At 52.9% G+C, this 22,965-nt stretch carries 20 protein-coding genes; all 20 read left to right on the forward strand.

The window, feature by feature from the left end:
* The first annotated feature begins 250 nt into the window (after positions 1-250).
* Positions 251-1,411 (forward strand): tRNA pseudouridine(13) synthase TruD, encoded by a 1,161-nt coding sequence (gene truD / locus D7024_RS03425; protein ID WP_121450535.1) that lies wholly within the window; start codon positions 251-253, stop codon positions 1,409-1,411.
* Between the two features lie 57 nt (positions 1,412-1,468).
* Positions 1,469-2,209, forward strand: coding sequence for a pseudouridine synthase (locus D7024_RS03430; RefSeq protein ID WP_121450536.1), 741 nt, complete (start codon positions 1,469-1,471; stop codon positions 2,207-2,209).
* A 423-nt stretch (positions 2,210-2,632) separates the two neighbouring features.
* Positions 2,633-3,688, forward strand: a complete 1,056-nt coding sequence (locus D7024_RS03435) for a TRAP transporter substrate-binding protein (RefSeq protein WP_243113677.1) — start codon at positions 2,633-2,635, stop codon at positions 3,686-3,688.
* Between the two features lie 223 nt (positions 3,689-3,911).
* On the forward strand, positions 3,912-4,460 hold the full coding sequence (locus D7024_RS03440; RefSeq protein WP_243113678.1) for a TRAP transporter small permease: 549 nt from the start codon (positions 3,912-3,914) through the stop codon (positions 4,458-4,460).
* A complete protein-coding gene (locus D7024_RS03445; RefSeq protein ID WP_121450538.1) occupies positions 4,457-5,749 on the forward strand; it encodes a TRAP transporter large permease in 1,293 nt (430 codons plus the stop codon). The genes D7024_RS03440 and D7024_RS03445 overlap by 4 nt, the downstream gene beginning before the upstream one ends.
* A 40-nt stretch (positions 5,750-5,789) precedes the next feature.
* Positions 5,790-7,610: an indolepyruvate ferredoxin oxidoreductase subunit alpha gene (iorA, locus tag D7024_RS03450; RefSeq protein WP_121450539.1), complete on the forward strand. Its 1,821-nt coding sequence runs from the start codon at positions 5,790-5,792 to the stop codon at positions 7,608-7,610.
* Positions 7,600-8,190 carry an indolepyruvate ferredoxin oxidoreductase subunit beta gene (gene iorB, locus D7024_RS03455; protein WP_121450540.1) on the forward strand — a complete coding sequence of 197 codons (591 nt, stop codon included), beginning with the start codon at positions 7,600-7,602 and terminating at the stop codon, positions 8,188-8,190. The genes iorA and iorB overlap by 11 nt, the downstream gene beginning before the upstream one ends.
* Positions 8,191-8,250: 60 nt before the next feature.
* Positions 8,251-9,477 (forward strand): phenylacetate--CoA ligase family protein, encoded by a 1,227-nt coding sequence (locus tag D7024_RS03460; RefSeq protein WP_435374070.1) that lies wholly within the window; start codon positions 8,251-8,253, stop codon positions 9,475-9,477.
* Positions 9,478-9,672: 195 nt separating this feature from the next.
* Positions 9,673-10,002, forward strand: coding sequence for a hypothetical protein (locus tag D7024_RS03465; RefSeq protein ID WP_207666887.1), 330 nt, complete (start codon positions 9,673-9,675; stop codon positions 10,000-10,002).
* A gap of 487 nt (positions 10,003-10,489) precedes the next feature.
* Positions 10,490-12,445 carry an acetate--CoA ligase gene (acs, locus tag D7024_RS03470; protein ID WP_121450542.1) on the forward strand — a complete coding sequence of 652 codons (1,956 nt, stop codon included), beginning with the start codon at positions 10,490-10,492 and terminating at the stop codon, positions 12,443-12,445.
* Between the two features lie 283 nt (positions 12,446-12,728).
* A complete protein-coding gene (locus D7024_RS03475) occupies positions 12,729-14,060 on the forward strand; it encodes a histidine kinase (protein WP_121450543.1) in 1,332 nt (443 codons plus the stop codon).
* Entirely contained in the window at positions 14,032-14,820 is a 789-nt protein-coding gene (locus D7024_RS03480) for a LytR/AlgR family response regulator transcription factor (protein WP_121450544.1), read from the forward strand. Before D7024_RS03475 ends, D7024_RS03480 begins: the two co-directional genes overlap by 29 nt.
* A gap of 270 nt (positions 14,821-15,090) precedes the next feature.
* Positions 15,091-15,474 carry a hypothetical protein gene (locus tag D7024_RS03485; protein ID WP_243113679.1) on the forward strand — a complete coding sequence of 128 codons (384 nt, stop codon included), beginning with the start codon at positions 15,091-15,093 and terminating at the stop codon, positions 15,472-15,474.
* A 98-nt stretch (positions 15,475-15,572) separates the two neighbouring features.
* Positions 15,573-15,974, forward strand: coding sequence for a holo-ACP synthase (acpS, locus tag D7024_RS03490; protein ID WP_121450545.1), 402 nt, complete (start codon positions 15,573-15,575; stop codon positions 15,972-15,974).
* A gap of 22 nt (positions 15,975-15,996) precedes the next feature.
* Positions 15,997-17,562, forward strand: a complete 1,566-nt coding sequence (locus D7024_RS03495; RefSeq protein WP_121450546.1) for an NAD(P)H-hydrate dehydratase — start codon at positions 15,997-15,999, stop codon at positions 17,560-17,562.
* A 160-nt stretch (positions 17,563-17,722) separates the two neighbouring features.
* Positions 17,723-18,061: a P-II family nitrogen regulator gene (locus D7024_RS03500; protein WP_121450547.1), complete on the forward strand. Its 339-nt coding sequence runs from the start codon at positions 17,723-17,725 to the stop codon at positions 18,059-18,061.
* Positions 18,062-18,158: 97 nt separating this feature from the next.
* Positions 18,159-18,812, forward strand: coding sequence for an ammonium transporter (locus D7024_RS03505; RefSeq protein ID WP_243113680.1), 654 nt, complete (start codon positions 18,159-18,161; stop codon positions 18,810-18,812).
* A gap of 619 nt (positions 18,813-19,431) precedes the next feature.
* A complete protein-coding gene (gene urtA / locus D7024_RS03510) occupies positions 19,432-20,691 on the forward strand; it encodes an urea ABC transporter substrate-binding protein (RefSeq protein WP_494337205.1) in 1,260 nt (419 codons plus the stop codon).
* A 119-nt stretch (positions 20,692-20,810) separates the two neighbouring features.
* Positions 20,811-21,713 carry an urea ABC transporter permease subunit UrtB gene (gene urtB, locus D7024_RS03515; RefSeq protein WP_121450548.1) on the forward strand — a complete coding sequence of 301 codons (903 nt, stop codon included), beginning with the start codon at positions 20,811-20,813 and terminating at the stop codon, positions 21,711-21,713.
* Between the two features lie 16 nt (positions 21,714-21,729).
* A complete protein-coding gene (gene urtC, locus D7024_RS03520) occupies positions 21,730-22,830 on the forward strand; it encodes an urea ABC transporter permease subunit UrtC (protein ID WP_121450549.1) in 1,101 nt (366 codons plus the stop codon).
* The last annotated feature ends 135 nt before the right edge of the window (positions 22,831-22,965 follow it).

Consider the following 22,965-nt stretch of genomic DNA (forward strand, 5'->3'; position numbering starts at 1 on the left):
CTTGGGCATCACCACCATATTCGAGGTACTGTTGGCCAACTGCTATCAATACCCATTCCACGATACAGCAATCGCGCGATTTACCGGTCCCAGTACTGTACCCGCTGTGGAATCAGGCATTGATTTTGTTGGCCTCGGTACCCGTAATATGGGAACCGGTTCCCAACCATCCGGTCAACCCATATTATTCCTAAACTGGAATCTGGGGTTGTCCGGTGGTTCTAATACTATGATACGAGGAGTAAAGACAATGAAATTAAAGGTGACCCCGGAGGATTTCGTGGTCAGGGAATTGGCCCGCCTGCCTCTCCGGGAAAAAGGACCCTACCGGCTGTACCTTTTAGAAAAGAAAGGATGGAATACCATCGATCTTTTGCTCCAGCTTGCCAGGGCCCATGGCCTTCCATACCGCCTTTTTGCTTACGGGGGATTAAAGGACAGGCACGCCCATACTTTTCAGTACGTCACGGTTAAGCATCCCGCTAATTTAACCACCGCGGACAAAAACTTTTCCTTCCAGAGCATTGGCTATATGGACAGGCCCATGGGGCCCGATCTTCTGGAGGGAAACGAGTTTGCCATCACCATCCGCGCCCTCAGTGCGGAAGAGGTATCCCGCATCACCCGCCGGGTTGATGAGGTCAGGGGTTTTGGCTACCCCAATTACTATGATGACCAGCGTTTCGGCAGCATGGACCGCCAGATGGGCTTCATGGCCGAGAGATTGCTGAAAAAGCACTATAACGGCAGCCTGCAGATCTACCTTACCGGTATTTACCCGGAAGAAAAAAAAGAGGCCAAGGAACGAAAGCGCTTTTTCCGCGAACACTGGGGGGATTGGGCGACCTGCCTTTCCCGTGCCAAAACCACCATGGAAAGTAGAATATTTTCCCTGCTGGCAGAGAAACCAAAGGCCTACATAGAGGCCTTGCAGATGATCCCCAGGGAAGAGCTTTCGCTTCTTTTTTCGGCCTACCAGAGTTTTCTCTTTAACGAGCTTTTAAGAAGGATTTTGCAGGATCTCGGGCTTGATCTTGCGGCTGTTCCGGGAGTGGCCGGACCCTATCTTTTTTACCGGCGCCTGGAAAGAAAAGAACTTGCCTGTTTGAAGTCTCTTGCCCTGCCGCTGGCTGCCAGCCGCATGGAGTTTCCCGATGCCCGCACCGAACAACTCTTTGCGGCCATCCTGGAGGAAAGAGGCATCAAGCGCAGCAGTTTCAACCTCCGCAAGGTGCGGCAGGCCTTTTTTAAGTCGACTCCCAGGAATGCCATAGTTTTTCCCGGCGATTTTCGTTTGGAGCCGGCGGAACCCGATGACCTTTACCCCGGCAGGCAGAAAATCCGCCTTTTTTTTAAGCTGCCGCGGGGGAGCTACGGGACAATGCTCATCAAGAGGTTGACCATGCCTTGAACCTGTGGGATGATATGCCTGTGGCGCAGATGTGGAGACAGCGGTGAGGTGAGAAAAATGGCGGAAAGAGAGCGGCAGCGCCTGGATAAAGTGCTGGCACACATGGGGTTTGGTACCCGTAAAGAGATTAAAAAGCTGGTTAAAGAAAAAAGAGTCAGGGTCAACGGGGAGCTGGCCAATGACCCGGGATTACACGTTTTGCCCGGCCGTGATCACATTGAGGTGGACGGCGAACCCGTAGAGTACAGGCAGTACATTTATATAATGCTGAATAAGCCGCAAGGCTTTCTATCCGCCACCGAAGATAGATTTGCGCAAGTAGTGGTTGACCTGCTCCCTCCTGAGTATCGTGCATTTCATCCGTTCCCTGTAGGGCGGCTGGACAAAGATGCAGAGGGATTGCTTTTACTTACCAATGACGGCAAACTGGCTCATCAACTCCTGTCACCCAAAAAACGTGTGCCCAAAACGTATTTTGCCGTGGTATGCGGAATGGTTACAGAAACAGATGTGGAAGCATTTCGTCATGGGGTAATCTTAAATGATGGCTACCGTACCATGCCCGGTGAGTTAAAGATTCTTCGCTCCGGGCCTGAATCGGAGGTTGAACTTACCATTTATGAAGGAAAATATCATCAGGTAAAGCGCATGTTTCAATCTGTGGGCAAGAAAGTAACCTATCTGAAACGGATTGCCATGGGACCCTTAATGCTGGATGAACCATTGAAACCCGGAGAGTACCGTGAATTGACGGAAGAGGAAATTAGCAGGCTGCGGGAATTAAACCCGGCAAGATAGCAGCCGTTTGACGTCCAATTTCCGCGCTACGAAATGTGCTTTAGGAGTAAATTCCGGGAATGCACCCTTCCGGAGCAAACACCCCGCCTGTCCAGGGAAGAACTGGTAAAACAGCCCGGGTGGTGGCCTCGTACAAACCCCGGGCATAAAAGTCTTCTTGACATGTTCTTTCCTGGCGTGATAGTATTTTGCCAGACAGGGAGCCGTAAGGTGCCTCCAGGTTTAATAAGCTAATAGAATAGAGTTGAGCTGAGGTGAGCTGAGATGAGTGGGTTGGGTTGATTAAACCAACACTCATCATGTGAGTGTTGGTTTTTAATTTTCGCGAGGGGTGATTGGGGTGACGGTTAGTTTATAAGGCGGGGAAGTACCTGTGGTAGTAAAAGGCCAAATAAAAAGAGCTTAGCTGAGGAGGGTTAGACTTTGAGGAAGAGTTTGTTAGGCATGATCGCGGTTTTATTGCTGGCTGGCTTGGCGGTTACGGGCTGCAGCGGGGGTGCTGCAAAAGAGGGTAAAAAGGAAGAAGAATCCGGGGCTGCAAAACCTATCGTCTTGAAATATGCTTTCTTTGCTCCTGCCAATACTTTCCCTGCCAGGCAAATGGAAAAGTGGAAGGAAGAACTGGAGAAGCGGACCAATAACAAGGTCAAGGTCGAGTTGTTCCCCGGGGGAACCCTGCTGACTGCTCAGAACATGTATGATGGGGTAAAAAACGGGGTGGCAGACATTGGCTTGTCCTGTCCGACCTACGAACCTGGCCGCTTCCCGTTGTTGGCCATTTCAGACCTGCCTTCCGGTTTCCCCAACTCCAGGGTAGCCAGCCAGGTGGTCTTCGATTTGATTAAGGAGTTTCCGCCCGACGCCTTTAAGGATTTTAAGATTATCACTGCTTTTGCCACTGAACCTGCCCACCTGATGGTCACGGAGCCGGTTACCAGCCTGCAAGACCTGAAAGGGAAACAAATTAGAATATCCGGGGCTCTTACCCCGGTCTTAAAGGAATTGGGCGCTTCCCCCGTGGGGATGCCCATGTCGGAGGTCCCGGAAGCCCTCCAAACAGGTATTATTAAGGGGCTGGTGACTTCGCGAGAAATCCTGATGGATTTGAAACTGGCGGAGAAACTCAAGTACACGACCGATTACCCCCTGACCATCACCAGCTTTGTGGCGGTGATGAATAAAGATGTCTGGAACTCCCTTCCCCCTGACGTGCAAAAAGTGATTGATGACTTGAGCCTCGAAATGGCCATTTGGACCGGCGAGTACATGGATAACCACGTCAAGGAAGCCCTGGAATGGAGTAAAAAGGAACACGGCCTGCAAATAATCACCCTTTCTCCGGAGGAGAAGGCGGCCTGGGACAAAATCCTCAAACCCATTCAGGATAAATACGTTGAGGAATTGAAGGCAAAGGGCCTGCCTGCCGAGGAATACAGAAAGAGGCTTTATGAATTGAAGGAGAAGTACAGCAAGCAGTAGTTCGCGTTCAGCAAGACCGTAATAACGTGGATGTGGTGTTGTCGGCGCGAAGCACTGGAGTGAGCGAGGACCCAGCACTCACCGGGATACTGGCTCTTCCCAAAACCGGATGTATCAGTTAAACCTGAAACACCGGGAGTAATATTTGGGTGAGTGCTGGGCCGCATCCAATCGGCTTCGCTGAACATTTACATGCGGGATCGGTGAGGTGAACGCTTTGGGGTTGCTGGAAAAACAAGTGATGCAGAAAAGGGCGGTAGCCGGCCTGCCCGGTAAGGTGGAGGCTCTTGACCGTTTAAACAGTCTGAGCCTCGTGCTCAATCAAGGGCTGGCCTGGGTGGCCGGCGGCAGTTTGCTATTGATGGTGCTGGTGGTCGTTGGTAATGCCCTCCTGCGCGTGGTTTATGCGCCGTTTTCCGGTACCACGGAAATTGTCGGCTGGCTGGCGGCCGTTACTGGGGCTTTCGGGCTGGGTTATACCCAGGTTAACCGGGGCTACGTCGAGCTGGATGCCCTGGTTGAGCGGTTATCACCTGGTTTGCAGAAGGCCATCAAGCGTCTCATGCTTTTCATCAGCATGATCTTTTTTGCCCTGGTTGCATGGCAGATCACCGTTTACGGCCTGAATGTGGCTAAAAACGGCAACCTGTCGGAAACCATGGGGATACCCTTTTACCCCCTGATATTCCTGGTTTCGCTGGGTTTTGTGGGATTGACCCTGGCCATATTCGTTGATTTTCTCAAGGAGTTTAACGGGGGTGCCACCAGGTGAGTCCTGTCACCCTGGCCCTCATCGGTCTGGTTGTATTGTTTTTATTGATGTTTCTCCGGATGCCGATCAGTTTCTCCATGTTAATAGTGGGATTCCTGGGGTTGCTGGTGGTGGCGTCACCCAAGGCAGCCTTCAACGTTTTAACCGCAGATCTTTGGAATCAATTCTCCAGCTATACCATGAGCGTGATCCCTTTGTACATCTTGATGGGGGAAATTGTTTTCCGTACCGGGGTGAACGAGAGCCTTTTTAACGCCGCTTACAAATGGCTGGGACGGCTCAAAGGCGGCATGGCGGCCACCGTTGTCCTGGCCAGCACCGGATTTGCGGCCATCTGCGGTTCCAATTCGGCCACCGCCGCCGCCATGGGGACCATGGCTTTGCCTGAACTGAAAAAATACAGGTACGATCAGACCTTCAGCGCAGCCACGGTGGCGGCCGGAGGAACCCTGGGCGTAATTATTCCTCCCAGTACGGTGCTGATTGTCATTGCTCTGCAAACCGAACAGTCCGTACGGCAGTTGTTCGTGGCCAGCGTGATTCCCGGCCTGCTTTTGACGCTCTTGTTTCTGGGAACGGTATTCTTCCTTTGCCAGAGAAATCCCGAACTTGGCCCGGACGGGCCCCGGGTGAGCCTGAAAGAAAAATTGTCCTCTTTACCCGGCTTTGTTCCTTCGCTTCTCCTGTTTGCCTTTGTGATTGGCGGGCTTTTTCTCGGCTGGTTCACCCCTACGGAATCCGGGGCCTTCGGGGCTTTTGGCGCCATGCTGATTTCCCTCGCCATGCGTAAGCTGAATGCGGAGAACCTGAAAGCGGCACTTTTCGGCACCTTGAAATCGTCAACCATGGTGATCACGCTGGTAATCGGGGCGATGGTTTTCGGCCGTTTTCTGGCCATCACCCGGCTCCCCTACGAGGTAGCCGATTGGGCCAGTTCCCTGCAGGTACCGCCGGTATTGATTCTCGTGGCGATCCTGCTGGTGTATCTCATCGGTGGGGCCTTAATGGATGCCCTGGGGTTTTTGATCATATCCATCCCCATTTTTTACCCGACGGTAATTTCTTTGGGCTACGATCCCATCTGGTTTGCGGTGGTACTCTGCATTGTGACCAGCGCCGGGGCCATCACGCCGCCGGTAGGCGTGGCGGTATTTGTGGTAAAAGGATTGTCACCGGAAGTATCACTGATGTCAATTTTCAAAAGGGCATCTGTTTTCCTCATCAGTTACGCCGTCCTGCTCTCTTTGTTGGTGGCTTTCCCACAGATTATTACCTCCGTGGTTAGATAAAGATTGCTCAATCAGTTACGCTACTGGAGGAGGCCTTTTGATGGCAGTTGCTGAAAAAATGCTTTTGATGGGTAATGAGGCTATTGCCAGGGGAGCGGTGGAAGCGGGGGTACAGGTGGTTACGGGTTACCCCGGCACCCCTTCCTCGGAGGTTTTTGGGACGCTGGCTCATTTCGCCAAAGAATACGGTTATTACGCCGAGTGGTCCGTCAACGAAAAGGTGGCCCTGGAAGTGGCTGCCGGGGCGGCCTATGCCGGGGCCCGGGCTCTGGTAACCATGAAACAGGTTGGCCTCAATGTGGCGGCGGACCCCCTGATGACGCTGGCCTATATCGGTGTCAAAGGCGGCCTGGTCCTGGTAGTGGCGGATGACCCGGGGCCTCACAGCTCCCAGAACGAACAGGATACCAGAAAATTTGCCCAGTTCGCCAAACTGCCCGTCCTTGATCCGTCCACTCCCCAGGAAGCCAAGGATATGACGGTGGCGGCCTTTGAACTTTCCGAACAACTGGGCCTGCCTGTGATCCTCCGGCCCACCACCAGGACCTGCCACGTCTGCCAGGATGTCACCCTCGGCCCTCTACCGTTAACCAGGAATGAATGCAGGTTTGACAAGAACCCGGGATGGGTAATCCTTCCCGGCCTCGCCTACAAAAAGCATATATGGCTCAACCAAAAGCAAAAGGAGATAAGCCGGCTGTTTAGCAGCATGCATTTTAACAGGGCCGAGATTAAAGGCAAAACCGGGATTATTACTTCCGGCGTGAGCTACAACTACGTGGTGGAAGCCCTGGAAATGCAGGGCTGGGAGGCATCCCTCCTTAAAATAGGGACTCCCTATCCCCTACCTGAAGACCTGGCTTTAGAATTTTTGTCCCAGGTGGAACGGGTGCTGGTGGTCGAAGAACAGGAGCCCGTGGTGGAAGATCAGGTGATCCACCTGGCCTGGCGGCACAACCTGCCGGTCGGTGTGGCGGGCAAACACAACGGGCTGGTGCCCCGGGAAGGGGAACTGGATGTTGACAAGGTAACTGCCATCCTGCATAAGTATTTCGGTTTTGTGGGGATGGAGCAGGCTGCTGCAGGTAATACGGTGCGCCGCGCTCCTGATTTACCTTTGAGGACCCCCGTCCTTTGCGCGGGATGTCCCCACCGGGCGGTTTTCTATGGTTTTAAGGAGGCCTTGAAGGATTACGACCCGGTTTTTACCGGAGATATTGGGTGTTATACCCTGGGGGTTATTCCACCCCTCAACGCCCTCGATACCTGCCTTTGCATGGGTGCGAGCGTCACCATCGCTTCCGGCCTTTCCCGTGTGGAACAGGGGCGCAAACACGTGGCCTTCCTGGGAGACTCCACCTTTTTCCACACGGGGGTAGCGGGCCTGATTAACGCGGTTTACAACCGCGCCGACATCACCCTGGTGATCCTGGACAACGGCACCACCGCCATGACAGGTCACCAGCCCCACCCGGGAATTGGGAGGAATGCCACCGGCGACCCGGCCCGGAGAATAGACATTGCCGGGCTGGTCAAGGGGTGCGGCGTGGATTACATCCGCCAGGTTGACGCTTATAACCTCCAGGAGGTTATGCAAGCCGCCAGGGAAGCCGTCCAGTATGAAGGCCCTTCCGTGGTTATCGCCAGGCGGGAATGTGTAGCCCTGGTCAAGCCCGGGGCGCGCTACCGGGTAAATACCGGCGCCTGCATCGAGTGCATGTTGTGCGTGAAAAACCTTGGATGCCCGGCTTTGTCCGGGGAGGAAAAGGTGGTAATCTCCGAAAAGTGCACCGGATGCGGCGTTTGCGCCCAGGTTTGCCCGGCGGATGCCATCGAGGAGGTGAGCCGGCATGAAGTTTGACCTGGTTATTACCGGAGTGGGTGGGCAGGGAACAGTCCTGGCCTCCCGGATCGTCGCCAGGGCTGCCATGGACGCCGGGTGGCAGGTCAGGACTTCCGAAACCATTGGGATGGCCCAGCGGGAAGGTTGCGTGGTAAGCCATGTCCGGGTAGGGGAAAATCTCGCAGGCGCCCTCGTTCCGGATGGCAGGGCCGATGTCTTGCTGGGTTTTGAACTGGCGGAGGCGGTCAGAGCTCTGGCCAAGCTCAAAGCTGGTGGTAAGGCCATTGTCAATGAAGACGTCATTGTGCCAACGTCGGTATCAGTGGGTTTGTCCCGGTACCAGGTTCAAGATATCCGGGAGTACCTGGAGAAGGAACTCCCGGGAGTGTGCTTTCTCAGGGCTTCGGAGGTGGCCAGGGAGGCGGGAAATAGTAAAACCGCCAATGTGGTGATGCTGGGGGCGCTCTCGACTCTCCCCGGCCTCCCCTTCAGCCCGGAGGGGTTGCTGGAAGCGGTACTGAAGACTGTGCCGTCACAGTTTAGAGAGATTAACCGGAAGGCTTTTGAAATGGGCCGCCGGGCCATGGGGGTATGTTGAATGGCTTTAGAAGCTGCAGATCTTGCCAGGGGTCAATTCGATTTCGAGAGCTTGTATGAGATGCAGGGATCAATGCTCCGGGAAATGATCCAGCGGGTGTACCAGAACTCCCCTTTCTATCGTAAAAAGCTGGATGAAGCAGGGGTGGATCCCGGATCCATCAAAACTGTTGCCGATCTTGCGCGGGTACCTTTCACCGACAAGCACGAACTGCGCGACGCCTATCCCCTGGGACTGATGGCCGTCCCTGAGAAACAGGTGGTCCGCATTCATTCCTCCTCCGGTACCACAGGCAAGCCGGTTATTGTGCCTTACACCAAGAAAGACGTGGATATCTGGGCCGAAATGATGGCCCGCTCCCTGGCCATGACAGGGGTCAACAACCGGGACAGGGTGCAGATCACTCCGGGCTACGGCCTGTGGACGGCGGGCATCGGTTTTCAGGCCGGCGTTGAACGGCTGGGCGCCATGGCCATACCCACCGGTCCCGGGAATACGGAAAAGCAAATGGAAATGATGATCGACCTGAAGACCACTGTTTTGATCGGCACCTCCTCTTACGGCCTCCTGCTGGCTGAAGAGGCCTATAAAAGGGGAATCCTGGATCAAATCAAACTCCGCCTGGGTATCTTCGGTTCGGAACGCTGGGGAGATAAAATGCGCCGCCGCATCGAAGAAATCTTCAATATTGAGACTTTTGACATCTATGGACTGACTGAGATCTACGGCCCGGGGATTGCCATTGATTGTCCCTGCCACAGCGGCCTCCATTACTGGTCCGACCACCTCCTTTTTGAAATCATTGACCCCATTTCGGGTAAGCAGCTTCCCCCCGGGGAAGAGGGAGAACTGGTCATCACCACCTTGACCAAGGAAGGTATGCCCCTGCTCAGGTACCGCACCCATGACATCACCCGGTTACTGCCCCACAGGTGTCCTTGTGGAAGCGAGTATCCCATGATCGACCGGATTCTCGGCCGGACCGACGACATGATCAAGATTAAAGGGGTAAATATCTACCCGGGTCAGGTTGACCATGTCCTCAAGGTGACGGAAGGGGCCGGCAGTGAGTATCAAATAATCCTGACCAGGATCGAAGGCAAGGATCACATGCTGATCAAAATAGAAGGAGAAGAAGGAAAAGACCCCCAGAGAGTCGCCGGGGAGTTCAAGCGTAACATAAAATCCTGGATTGGCATCACTGCCGACGTGGAAGTGGTCGCGCCGGGCACCTTACCTAGAAGTGAGAAGAAAAGTAAAAGGGTTTTTGATTACCGGGACATGTAAAAATTTAACTCGGAAAACGGGCTGGTCCGTAGTACCCTCGCCTTCGCCGGCAACATTACAGGTGTTGCCGGTCTTATTTTTATAACGCTTTATTTTATTTACGTGATTACCGGGGAGTTTTTTACTTCCAAAAGCGCATTATCCGGTATTACAATTAAGGTAAAAACCTATTCCCGTTATTAAGAGGTGGGATCATTGCACAGATTTTTTTACGGCAACCGTATATTGTTTCTGGTAACCCTGCTGCTGGTACTACCTGTTCTTCTTACCGTCTATATGATGCATATTATCAAAAACAGCGAGCTCTCCCTTCTGGAACACCAGAAGGCGAAGCTGAACCAGGCGGCTTATTTGCTTGACCAGAACTTGACTGTCAGCCTGGATGATTATCTAGTCAACAAGGGTCTGGAAGATAAGTCTCGACAGGACTATGTACCGGTAATGGCCGGGGATAACTTGTGCGGTGTTGTGCGGACTATTGACCTGTTCTGGCTTATAGGTGAAATTCTGGAGGATATGGCTTGAGTTGAATAACCTGTCTGAATAAGGCGGCCTTTTTAATAGCTAACGCTATCATCCGGGCAGGCATTAGCGGCTTACGCGCTTTTGGCCTGCAGTATGGCCCGCCAAACGGCTGGAAGAGCTCGGTGAATGTCTGTTCACTGGTTGGGAATCCGGCATGCGGGCCTGGATAAATTATATATTATCTGGCTTTAAAAGCATTTTCACTCTGCTTGGGGGGCCCGGGGCAGAGTGTTTATTTTTGCCCGCCAGCGGTGAACGCTATACCCCGGGTTCGCATTTTACCATTTACATTGTTCAAAAACACGCTGAGGCTATAATTTAGGCAATTGGACTTAAATCTCTTAAGATTTGGTCAGCTGTAGTGTAAAATCCTGAAGTAGAAGTAGAGTGAAGACGCGCTGGCTCAATACGGGGGTGATGTTGGGATTTTGGTTCCAGGTGGGGAGAATCAACGTTTCCAGAAAAAGAAAAAGGAGGTCTTGTTTTTATGGCCAATGAAGATAAGGTCCTTGAGGCATTGTTAAAGGAAGACCGGACATTCCCGCCGCCGGCATATTTTATCGAAAAGGCGTTGGTAAAAGATACCTCCCTCTATGAAGAGGCAAAGAAAGATCGCGAGGCTTTCTGGGCCAAACAGGCCGAAAACATAGACTGGTTCCAGAAGTGGGACAAAGTGCTGGATACCAGCAACGCTCCATTCTTCAAGTGGTTTGTAAACGGCAAATTGAACGTTTCCTATAACTGCATCGACCGCCACCTGAACACCTGGCGCAGGACCAAGGCGGCCATCATCTGGGAAGGTGAGCCCGGAGATGACCGGGTGCTAACCTACCAGGATCTGTACCGGGAAGTAACCAGATGTGCCAATGTGCTTAAAGAGCTGGGCGTCCGGCGGGGGGACCGGGTGACCATTTACCTGCCGATGATTCCCGAACTGCCCATTGCCATGCTGGCCTGCGCCCGCATAGGTGCCCCCCACAGCGTGGTTTTTGGGGGGTTCAGTGCCGAATCTCTGAGGGACCGCATTAACGACTGCCAGGCCAAGCTGGTCATTACCGCCGACGGCGGCTGGCGCCGGGGCGGCATTGTACCCTTAAAGAAGAACTGTGACGATGCGCTGGCCGAATGCCCCAGTGTGGAAAAGGTGCTCATGGTTAAACGCACCGGCCAGGACGTTAACTTCGTACAGGGGCGCGATTACTGGTGGCATGAAATGATGGCCAGGGCGCCCATTGGCTGCGAGCCGGAGCACATGGATGCCGAGGATATGCTGTACATTCTGTATACCAGCGGCACCACCGGCAAGCCCAAGGGTGTAGTGCACACCACCGGCGGCTACCTGGTTGGAGTTTCCACCACCCACCGGATGATCTTTGATATTAAGGACGATGACATTTACTGGTGCACCGCCGACATCGGCTGGGTGACCGGCCACTCCTATATCGTATACGGACCTCTGGCCAACGGCTGTACCACGGTAATGTACGAGGGCAGCCCCGACTGGCCGGAAAGGGACCGCTTCTGGGCCATTGTTGAAAAGTATCGCGTCAACATCCTGTACACTGCTCCGACGGCCATCCGGGCCTTTATGAAGTGGGGTACCGAGTGGCCCGGCAGGCGCGATCTCTCCAGTTTAAGGCTCTTAGGTACAGTGGGTGAGCCCATTAACCCAGAGGCCTGGATGTGGTATTACAAGTATATTGGCAACGAGCGCTGCCCCATTGTGGATACCTGGTGGCAGACGGAAACCGGTATGATTCTTATTTCACCACTGCCCGGTGTTACCACCTTAAAGCCCGGTTCTGCTACCATACCCTTCCCCGGTGTGGAGGCCGCAGTGGTGGATAATACCGGCAAGGACGTACCCCTTGGCAGCGGCGGCTACCTGGTCCTCAAGTCCCCCTGGCCGGCCATGCTGCGCACCATTTACGGCGATCCCGACCGTTACGTGGCCCAGTACTGGAGCCGCTTCGAGAACATGTACTTCACCGGTGACGGGGCCAGGTGGGATGAGGATGGTTACTTCTGGATCATGGGCCGGGTGGACGACGTGATTAACGTAAGCGGTCACCGTCTGGGAACAATGGAAATTGAGAGCGCCCTGGTGGATCACCCGGCAGTGGCCGAGGCTGCTGTTATCGGTAAAGCCCACGAGGTCAAAGGTCAGGCCGTGAGTGCCTTCGTTACCTTAAAGGAAGGATTCCAGGGTACTCCTCAACTGATTGAAGAATTAAAAGCCCACGTGGTCAAGAAGATCGGTGCCCTGGCCCGTCCTGAGGATATTTTCTTCACCGCTGAATTGCCCAAGACCCGCAGCGGTAAGATCATGCGGCGCCTGCTGCGGGATATCGCCGAGGGGCGGGTGCTGGGTGACACCACCACTCTGGCGGATCCCTCGGTGGTGGCTCAAATCAAGCAGCAATACGAATCACAGGAAAGCTAAATTTGGACCTGCCGGGCGGCGGTTGTGCCAGCGCTTCCGCCTGCGGGGCGGTTTGAATCACCAGGCATTACCTCCGCCCGCCGCCCGGCGGGTCCATTATTTTTTTATAAAAGGCGGGCATTTGCAGTGCCTGCCTTTTTTCCGGCCCACAGGCCGGTTTTCTTGCGTATGAAGGAATAGACATTTTGACGTTTAATTAATATAATAAAGTTAATCAGTTAATAAAATTATTTATCTAGAATGTTATGAATATTTAAAAAAGAGTTACAGGGAGGGGAGGGTCGTGCAGAGGAAACTGGCCCTGGGGGTAATTGCCCGCTGGTTGCCGATCAATTTTTTAGCCACCGGCTTTGTACTTCTATGGGATCCCCTGGCGTGGAAGCTGGTGCTGGCCATGGTCTGTGTCAATGCCGTGGCTGCCTTTTTAGTTAGTGATTACATTCAAAAACAAAAGATAGTTAACTTGAAGACCGAGCAGCATCCTTTAGATTCCACCCTCCAGATTGCCAGCGAAACATTGCCCTATCTGCGTCGGGGGTTAAACGAAGAGACGGCGGCAAAAACCGCGGAGATCATTCAAAAAATCAGCGACGTGGCCGCAGTGGCCATCACTGACCGGGAGAAGGTCCTGGCTTACATTGGTGCCGGGTCCGACCACCACCAGCCCGGGGGATCCATCATGACCGACGCCACCCGGGAGGTGCTGGCTACGGGCGAGCTAAAGGTGGTACGCAGCGGCCGGGATCTGCAGTGTCCCGTTCCGCACTGTCCTTTGGAGTCGGCGGTAATTTCCCCTCTTAAGTGTAAAGAGGAAATTGTGGGAACCATTAAGCTTTACCGGACGCAGCCGGGGGAAATCCCCCAGAACCTGGTTAAGCTGGCCGAAGGCCTGGCCCAGTTGCTGGGCATGCAGATGGAGCTGGCGGAACTGGACCGACAGGCCCAGTTAGTGACTAAAGCGGAACTGGATGCCCTTCATGCCCAGATAAACCCGCATTTTCTATTCAATACCCTCAACACGATCATTATGTTCAGCCGTACAAACCCGGAAACGGCGCGGCGCCTGCTTATTCGCCTGGCCTCCTTTTTCCGCCACGCTTTAAAGCGCCACGGTCACTTCAATACCTTGAGGGAAGAAATTGAATACCTGAATACTTACCTCATTCTGGAAAAAGCCCGTTTTCGTGAAAAGTTGCGGGTAATCAGGAATATTGACCGGGAACTGCTGGACTACCAGGTACCGGTACTGACCATCCAGCCTTTAGTGGAAAATGCCATTAAACACGGGATTCTCCCCAAGCCGGGACAGGGTACGGTGCAGATTACGGCCCAGCGGTTGGATGAGGATATGCTGATTGTGATTAGAGATGACGGGGTAGGTATACCCCCGGAAAGGTTGCCCGAAGTGCTCCGGCCCGGAGTCGGTTCGGGCAACGGTGTAGGCCTCAGTAATGTGCATGAGCGGTTAAAGAGCCTTTTTGGCAAAGATTATGGCCTGCGCATTATCAGTGCACCCAATGCCGGAACGTCGGTTTATGTGCGGGTACCTTTATTGTGCAAACTGTGGCAAGGGGAGGGGAATTTAGGTGAAGTTAAAGGCGCTCATAGTAGATGATGAATATCCGGCCCGGCAGGAACTGCGTTACGCCTTGAGCAGTTTTGATAATATCGAAATTGTAGGAGAGGCCACCAATGCCCAGGAGGCCATGACACTGATCAAGGCCCTGGACTACCAGGTTCTTTTTTTAGACATTTCCATGCCCGGTATGAGCGGCCTTGAGCTGGGGGCAGTTATCCAGGAACTGCCCAGGCAACCGCAGGTAATTTTCGTGACCGCTTACGATGAATATGCGGTGCGGGCTTTTGAGGTCAATGCGGTGGATTACCTTTTGAAGCCGGTAGATCAGGCCCGGTTAAAAAAGGCTGTAGACAAAGTGCTGAAAAAATACCAGGAAATTACTCCAGCTGACACTGCGGCAGCGGTGGAAGAGGACCTGGTTGCGCCTGCCGTCCGGGGGGGTAATGGGGCAGGTCAATTTAAAATCGACCGTATCCCCGCGGAAAAACAGGGCAAGACGGTGCTGGTCGCCGAGTCGGATATTGTGTACGCCTTCACGGAACAGGATTATATTTATATTAAAACTTACGCCGATAAGTTTTTTACCCGTTTCACCTTAAAAGAACTGGAGGCCCGCTTAAACCCCAACATGTTTTTCCGCACCCACCGCTGCTATATAGTAAACCTCCACAAGGTAAAGGAAATCGTGCCCTTCTTTAACGGCACTTATAACCTGGTGGTGGATGACAAGGAAAACAGCGAGGTGCCGGTGAGCCGGGCCCAGGCGAAAAAGCTGCGCAAGATCTTGGGCTTCTGAACGAACTGTGAATCAGCAGTCAAGGGAAACGGCATGGCTAACATGGTCGTGCCTTTTTTTTTGTTCAGCTGCCCTGAAATATCCCTAGTTTGTTAAAGCCCCTGTTTTGGCTCTGTAGCGAGCGACTTGAGCTGAGCGGCCGGGAGCCAAAACAGGATAGTTGGAAAGTGGGAATAACTCAGCCAACTGCCTGCAGGTCGCGGGGCGGCGGTATAAACAAGTGTCCTTTTGTGAAAACTATGTTGAAGGACTGCTGGCAGGAAGTTGTTCTTGAGTGGAAACCTGGTATGGATGGTGATTTTGATGCAGGCTGTCTGGGATATGTTAAGCGACCAGAAGATCTGGAACCTGTTGGGCGACGTGCAGCGCCCCCTGGATGAGGACATTATTCGTTTAATGTTCATTGAGCTTTTCAGCCGGGTAAAGGTTCTGGAAGAGGAGAATCTCGCCTTGCGCGTTTTGTTGATGGAGCAGGGCCTGGTGGACGAGGAGCTTTACGCCCTCACCCGGCGGGCGGTGCGGGAATTTCTTAAAGAAAAGGATGACCAGCGGGCGGCAGAAAGCGAGTTCTTTGCCCGGTCGGGGATTCCTTTCCCCGAATGGGTGAACTTTAAGCTCCGGGGAACCTTTAGCAACAACGGCGAAGGGGTTTAATGGCAGGGTTTTACCACTTAAAGGAGAACTATTTAGAAGTAAAGACCGGTATTTCCTGAGCAGGACTTCAGGGAATTCTAACCAGACGGGAGAGAAAGATGGAACGCGATACGCGAGGCAGTATCTGCGGCATTGGTTCCGACCTGGTTTCCGTGAGCAGGATCAGGCAGGCGGTAGTGAAATTTGGGGGGCGCTTTTTAACCAGGGTTTTTACCGGCCGGGAGCGCCGGTACTGTGCGGCCCGCCGGGATCCCTATCCCTGTTATGCAGCCCGTTTTGCCGCCAAGGAAGCGGTGCTAAAGGCCCTGGGCACCGGCTTAACTGCGGGCTGCAGCTGGCAGGACGTGGAAGTAATTCCCGGCAGGCAAGGTGCCCCCCGGGTGGAATTGTACGGCAGGGCCGCCCTGCTTGCCCGGGAGCGGGGAATTAAAAAGTTTCTTATAACCCTCTCCCACGATGGTTCGTACGCCGTAGCCTTTGCTGTGGCCCTTGGTGATTAACTGATTGAGCGAGGTGTTCCCCATGCGCGTGGTTACCGGAGGGCAGATGCGCGAGCTGGACCGCACTGCTATGGAAGATTACGGCATACCAGGCCTGGTGTTGATGGAAAATGCTGGCCTGGCGGTAGTGCGGGTCGTCCAACAGGTGCTGGGTGAAGTGGCGGGCAAACGGGTGGCCGTGTTTGCCGGTAAGGGAAATAACGGGGGAGACGGACTGGTGGTGGCCCGTCACCTGTTTAACGCCGGGGCGGAGGTCAAGGTTTTGCTCTTAGCTAAGCCGGAGGAAATTAGCGGAGATGCGGCAGTTAATTTAGCTATCTGGCAGAAGATGGGCCAACCGGTGTATCCCGTGGCCAGGGGCGAGGACTTGAGTGCGGTGCGCCTATTTCTGGTGGGTGCCCATGCAGTCGTAGATGCCATCTTTGGCACCGGATTTAAAGGCGCGGCCCGGGAGCCGGCGGCGGGAGTGATTGAAGCCATCAATGCCAGCGGCAAACCGGTGGTGGCCGTAGATATACCCTCCGGGGTGGAGGCCGACACCGGGCAGGTGCACGGCCCCTGTGTACGGGCCACCCACACCGTAACCTTTGCCCTGCCCAAGCTGGGCCTGGTACAGGAACCCGGGCGCAGCCACGTAGGGGAACTGCACGTGGCCGATATTTCCATCCCTTCTTTTTTATTGGAGGAGGGCACCCCCGGCCGTTACCTGATCACGGAAAAAATGGTCCGGGAATGGCTGCCTCCCCGGCCTGCCTGGGCCCACAAGGGATCCTGCGGACGGGTGCTGGTGGTGGCCGGTTCCCGGGGTATGACCGGCGCGGCCTGCCTGGCGGCCCTGGGTGCCGCCAGGGCCGGGGCGGGGCTGGTGACCCTGGCCATGCCTGCAGAGCTGCAGGATGTGATGGCGGTAAAGCTGACGGAAGTAATGACGGTTGGGCTGCCCGGAACCCGGGAGGGAACGCTGGCCCGCAGCGCCCGGAGTGAAATTCTGGCCCTGCTGGAAAGGGCTGATGTGCTGGCCATCGGCCCGGGTCTTTCCCGGCACCTGGAAACGGTGGCCCTGGTGCGGGAGTTATTGCCGGCGTTACGGGTGCCCTGCGTCATCGACGCCGATGGCCTGAACGCCCTGGCCGGCGATGTACAGTTGTTGAGCCGTATATCCGTGCCCGCGGTGGTTACGCCCCACGAAGTGGAGATGGCCCGCCTGCTGGGGCGTCCCCTGGAAGAGGTCCGCTCCCGGCGCCTGGCGGTTGCGGAGGAAGCAGCGGCAAATTGGGGGGTGGTAGCCCTGCTGAAAGGGGCCGCTACTCTGGTCGCCTGCCCCGACGGTAGTACTTACATCAATCCCACCGGTAATCCCGGCATGGCCACCGGGGGTAGCGGTGATGTCCTTACCGGGGTGATTGCCGGCCTCCTGGCCCAGGGCATGAGTGCCCCCCGGGCAGCGGCGGCAGGGGCATACCTGCACGGCCTGGCCGGGGACATGGCCGCCCGGGAAAAAGGCATGCGGGGCTTGCTGGCGGGCGACATTCTGGAACTGCTGCCATCGGCCATAGCGCAGGTGGAATGTAATGTAATGATTGCCTGAAATCCCCTTGTCATAAATCCCCTTTTGGTTTAAAATAAATGACGGAACTATGGTACAATGCTGTATCAACCGGGCCAATGAAGTCCCAGGACAGGATATTTTCACGTCTTGGGGCTTTCTTTTTTCCGTGATGCAGCGCCAATCGAGGGGGATTGTGCTGGTGAAGAAAATTGAAGCCATCATTCGGCCGGCCAAACTGGAAGCGGTCAAAGGAGCCCTGGGGCGTTTTGGTATTCACGGTATGACGGTCAGCCAGGTGCTGGGTTGCGGGTTGCAGCGGGGGCGGGTGAGCATTTACCGGGGCCATGAGTATAGCATTAACCTGTTGCCCAAGGTAAAAATAGAAATTGCCGTTCCCGACCGGTGGGTGGATGAGGTGGTCCGGATTATTTCTGATGCCGCCCGGACGGGCGAAATAGGAGACGGCAAGATTTTTATCTACCCGCTGGAAAATGCCCTGCGCATAAGGACCGGCGAGGAGGGGGAAGAAGCATTATAAGCCCGTCGTTAAAAACAGCAGGGCTTTCCACTCCTGTTTTATTGATGCGTTTATTTGGGTCAAACAAAAATTGCGTATGTCCGCAGGAGGACATTTTATGAGCGATGGTGCTCTGTGGGGATGGGTCATCCCCCGGGGCACTTTTGTTTTAAAAGGGAACGGACCGGAGCGAGGGTGGCCGCAGCAGCCGGCGGGACGACGGGCATGTTATTTACCATGTGGAAATACGGCAAGGCCGAACGGTGCCCTGGCCGGTTTGGCCGCCATTACCGCTGGGACGGCTTACGTGACGCCGGCAGGCGCGGTGATTATCGGCGGTGTGGCCGGTGTGCTGGTTGTACTGGCGGTGGGTTTCTTTGACCGGGTGCGGGCGGACGATCCGGTGGGGGCCATTGCTGTACACGGTGTGAACGGTACCTGGGGTGCGCTGGCGGTGGGCCTGTTTGCGGAAAAAGGCGGCCTTTTTTACGGTGGAGGATTGCATCTTTTAGGCGTGCAGGCTCTGGGAGTGCTGGCAGTTTCCCTGTGGGCCTTTACGGCTACCGGGCTGGTGTTTTATCTCCTGAAAAAGACAGTGGGCATCCGGGTACCGGCCAGCGAGGAGTTGGAGGGGCTGGATATTAACGAACACGGTATTCCTGCCTATGCCGGTTTGGTGGCTGGTTCCCTGGGTGAAGTGGGGGTAGATGAGTTTGCACCCGACACCACGTGTGCTCCGGAAGTGGTGAGCAGGGCGGCTGTACAAAAGTGATATTCTTCCCGGGTTTCTTTAAATGGTTTTGCGACCGGTGGCGAGCATAAATGAGAAGGGCGAGCAGGTCCTTTGCTTTAGTATGTAACAAGCCCCGGCATATACTGGCTGATCCTGTGTTATGAGAAAGCCTGGATAAGAGAGTGCCTTCCAGCCGTTTTCTTTAAACTTTAAAAAAGGTGTTGACAACAAATTCTCCCTGACTTATAATCTGGAACAGGGGCAGATACAGGGGAGTATCTAAGGAGGCAGTGGCACTTTCTAACGGAAGGTTCCGTTAGGAGCGGTTTATCCCATACAAACGGGCTATCCAATGGTGGAGATCGAGCAAAGGCGCTTTTTCAGAAGGTATGTCTTCTGAAGGGCGCCTTTATATCTTATCTTACCAGCGTGAGCTCAAAGCAAGGGTGCTTTAAAGAGAGCGATGTTGCTCCATTAAAGCACCCTTTTTACGTTTTGCAGGAAACGTCCGGCCGGTGAATTGGCGCCGTTCACCACGGGCGATAAGATACAGGCCATCTTCGGCCGTTACAGCAGGATCCGGAGGCTGCAGCGGCTGGAGGTGCAGAAACCAGGGTTGGTTTAGACATTTAAATACAGTTTTAAGGGAGGGAATAATTTGTTAAGATATAGCAATATCAAATTGAAACTTAAGACCTTTGCAATGCTTTTTGTCTTAACTATTATCTTAACTTCAATCTTATCAGGATGCGGGGCTACAAATAAAGGGGAAAAAACTACCGAGACAAGTGATGCAACTACAATCAAAGTAGGTATTTTGCATTCGCTGAGTGGAACTATGTCCATTAGTGAAACATCTTTGCGTGATGCTGAGCTGATGGCTATTGACGAGATTAACGCAGCAGGTGGAATTTTGGGTCGGAAAATTGAACCCATAATAGAAGACGGGGCTTCCGACTGGCCTACCTTTGCTGAAAAAGCGAAAAAATTACTTGAACGGGATAAAGTAGCTACAATCTTTGGGTGTTGGACATCAGCAAGCCGCAAAGCTGTACTCCCTGTAGTAGAGAAATATAACGGCCTGCTATGGTACCCGGTACAATATGAGGGACTAGAATCTTCACGTAATATTTTCTATACAGGCGCGGCCCCTAACCAGCAGATTGTTCCTGCTGTAGAGTGGCTACTTAAACAGGGTAAGAAGCGGTTTTTCTTGTTGGGCTCGGATTATGTCTTCCCACGAACAGCTCATAAGATTATCAAGGCCCAACTTCAGGCCGAGGGAGGTATTGTGGTTGGAGAAGAATATACCCCGCTAGGACATACAGACTACAGTACCATAATTAATAAGATTAAGGCTGCAAAGCCTGATGTGATTTTCAATACTTTAAACGGTGATAGCAATGTAGCTTTCTTCAAGCAACTCCGGGCTGCTGGTATTACGGCAAATGATATCCCGACCATGTCAGTAAGTATAGCCGAGGAAGAGATACGAGGTATTGGCGCAGAATACATGAAAGGGCATTATGCCGTATGGAACTACTTCCAATCTACGGATACACCGGAGAATAAGGAATTCGTGAAAAAGTATAAGGCTCGTTACGGGCAAGATCGGGTTACCGACGATCCCATTGAGGCGGCCTACTTCCAGGTTTACTTGTGGGCCGAGGCAGTAAAAAAAGCCGGTTCCACTGATGTAGACAAGGTTCGTGAAGCAGCTAGGGAGCTTGAAATTAAGGCTCCAGAGGGATTGGTACGGATTGATAAAGAAAATCAGCACACATGGAAAACAGTCCGGATTGGTCAGGTTACCGAGGAAGGACAATTTAAGGAGTTGTGGAATTCAGGTGAGCCTGTGAGGCCTGATCCCTTTTTGGAGGGCTATCAATGGGCGAAAGGACTAGCACAGGGTAAGTAATTCAAGGTACCCTTAAGCAGCCAGTAGATAAGTCAGCTACTGGCTGCTTAAGTAAAACCTAATTTTAGCGATTGTTTGCACTGGCGGAGAGTTATTCACAGGGAAAGGAGTTAAAAAGAGTGGACGTCTGGTTATTACAGATTTTTAACAGCCTTAGTGTGAGTTCTATCTTATTGCTTATCGCTCTGGGTCTCGCTATTACGTTCGGGTTGATGAACGTCATCAACATGGCCCACGGTGAACTAATTATGATTGGTGCTTACGTGACGTATGTGGTTCAAATAGTCTTTGCCAGGTATGCTGTGAGAAGCTTTGAGCTTTATTACTTGGTAGCTATTCCTATCTCATTTTTGGTAGCTGCATTTGTTGGCTTTTTGCTGGAACGGGGTTTGATCCGCTTTTTATACGGGCGGCCCCTGGATACTCTGCTGGCTACCTGGGGTATTAGCCTCATTCTTCAACAAATAGCCCGTGATATTTTTGGAGCACCGAACGTCGAAGTAAGCACGCCGCATTGGCTAAAGGGTGGTCTTGAACTTTTAGATGGCCTGCAACTTCCTTATAACCGAATATTTATCATCGTACTTGCTATAGTGTGCCTAATAAGTATCTATTTTTACATGTATCGCTCGGCCAGCGGTTGTAAGATGCGGGCAGTGGTGCAGAACCGTGCTATGGCCGCTTGTTTAGGGATCCCAACGAGCAAAGTCGATGCCTATACATTCGCGATAGGTTCTGGGTTGGCGGGGGTTGCGGGTTGCGCTCTATGCCTTTTGGGACCGATCGGTCCTTCTATAGGCACGTATTATATTGTCGATGCCTTTATGGTAGTAGTGCTAGGTGGGGTTGGCAAGCTAATTGGTACTTTTGCCGCAGCTGTAGTGATTGGCGTGTTAAATACTACGTTTGAATTTGGAAGCACAGCTACCATGGGCAAGGTACTTGCACTCTTAATGGTAATGGCTTTCTTGCAATGGAGGCCTTCAGGGTTAGTATCTTTAAAGGTTCGTACCCTTGATTAGTGGGGGAGGAAGAAACATGATAACAGGCATTAAAAAAGTGCAACTAGATAGAGAATGGATCTTCTTCGGATTAATTGGAGCTGTCTTGTTATTAGCTCCAACTCTTCTATCCGAGTTTCGTTTAAACCTGCTGGCGAAATTTTTAACCTATGCAATTATTGCCATCGGCATAGACTTGCTTTGGGGCTATGGTGGGATGTTAAGTTTAGGACAGGGTGTGTTTTTCGGGCTCGGGGCCTATTCTATGGCGATGTATCTAAAGCTGGAGGCTGCCGGGGGTGAACTGCCAGATTTCATGGTCTGGAGTGGGTTGACGGAACTCCCCTTTTTCTGGAAGCCATTTCACAATTTCTGGTTTGCTCTAGGAGCAGCGGTTATTATCCCTGCTATGGTTGCAGCATTAACGGGGTTTGTTATATTTCGAAGCCGTATTCGCGGTGTATATTTCTCCATACTCACACAGGCTCTTGCTCTTATAGTTACAATTCTTTTAATAGGCCAGCAACCATACACAGGCGGAACGAATGGTATTACTAACTTTTCAACTGTTTTTGGTTTTTCCTTGGCGGATAGTTCTACTCAGACCGTACTTTATTTTATCACGGTAATTTGCCTTGGTTGTATTTACCTTTTTTGTCGCTGGTTAACTAATTCAAGATTTGGCAAGATAATGATTGCCATCAGGGATGCAGAGAACCGGATCAGGTTTTGTGGCTACAACCCGGTAATGTTTAAGGCCTTTATTTTCGCTTTCTCTGCCTGTTTGGCCGGGTTGGCCGGAGCACTTTTTGTACCTCAAGTTGGAATTATATCTCCGGCCATGATAGGTGTAGTGCCTTCGATTGAGATGGTGATATGGGTAGCTGTGGGTGGTAGAGGAACCTTGTACGGAGCTGTCCTGGGAGCTCTGTTAGTTAATGGAGCTAAGAGTTATTTGAGTGAATCTTTCCCGGATGCGTGGCTTTATTTATTGGGATTGCTGTTTATAGCTGTTGTCTTGTTAATTCCTGATGGGATGGTTGGGTTGTTTAGAAGATTGCGTAAGAATCAGAAGACAACTTGGTATTCTCCTTCTGGAGTTGTTATACAAATGCGAAGCCATGCTGAATTTTCGTAAGCGTCAAACACAACCCACCTTGGCACAATACCCAAGTTTAAGGGATAATCTTCCTCAAAAAATAAGCTCGATGAGGAGGATTTTTTCTTATGACCAAAGCCGAACGGGAAGCGCTATGGGAAACCCGAATAGCCG

The organism is Desulfofundulus salinus (assembly GCF_003627965.1).
In the GTDB taxonomy this organism is placed as follows: Bacteria; Bacillota; Desulfotomaculia; order Desulfotomaculales; family Desulfovirgulaceae; genus Desulfofundulus; species Desulfofundulus salinus.

What these genes read in the sequence shown, in the direction of transcription:
- iorB (WP_121450540.1), top strand. Translation starts at nt 7,600, where the DNA reads ATGAAGTTTGACCTGGTTATTACCGGAGTGGGTGGGCAGGGAACAGTC.
- D7024_RS03460 (WP_435374070.1), top strand. Translation starts at nt 8,251, where the DNA reads ATGCAGGGATCAATGCTCCGGGAAATGATCCAGCGGGTGTACCAGAAC.
- acs (WP_121450542.1), top strand. Translation starts at nt 10,490, where the DNA reads ATGGCCAATGAAGATAAGGTCCTTGAGGCATTGTTAAAGGAAGACCGG.
- D7024_RS03495 (WP_121450546.1), top strand. Translation starts at nt 15,997, where the DNA reads ATGCGCGTGGTTACCGGAGGGCAGATGCGCGAGCTGGACCGCACTGCT.
- D7024_RS03505 (WP_243113680.1), top strand. Translation starts at nt 18,159, where the DNA reads ATGAGCGATGGTGCTCTGTGGGGATGGGTCATCCCCCGGGGCACTTTT.
- D7024_RS03430 (WP_121450536.1), top strand. Translation starts at nt 1,469, where the DNA reads ATGGCGGAAAGAGAGCGGCAGCGCCTGGATAAAGTGCTGGCACACATG.
- truD (WP_121450535.1), top strand. Translation starts at nt 251, where the DNA reads ATGAAATTAAAGGTGACCCCGGAGGATTTCGTGGTCAGGGAATTGGCC.
- iorA (WP_121450539.1), top strand. Translation starts at nt 5,790, where the DNA reads ATGGCAGTTGCTGAAAAAATGCTTTTGATGGGTAATGAGGCTATTGCC.
- urtC (WP_121450549.1), top strand. Translation starts at nt 21,730, where the DNA reads ATGATAACAGGCATTAAAAAAGTGCAACTAGATAGAGAATGGATCTTC.
- acpS (WP_121450545.1), top strand. Translation starts at nt 15,573, where the DNA reads ATGGAACGCGATACGCGAGGCAGTATCTGCGGCATTGGTTCCGACCTG.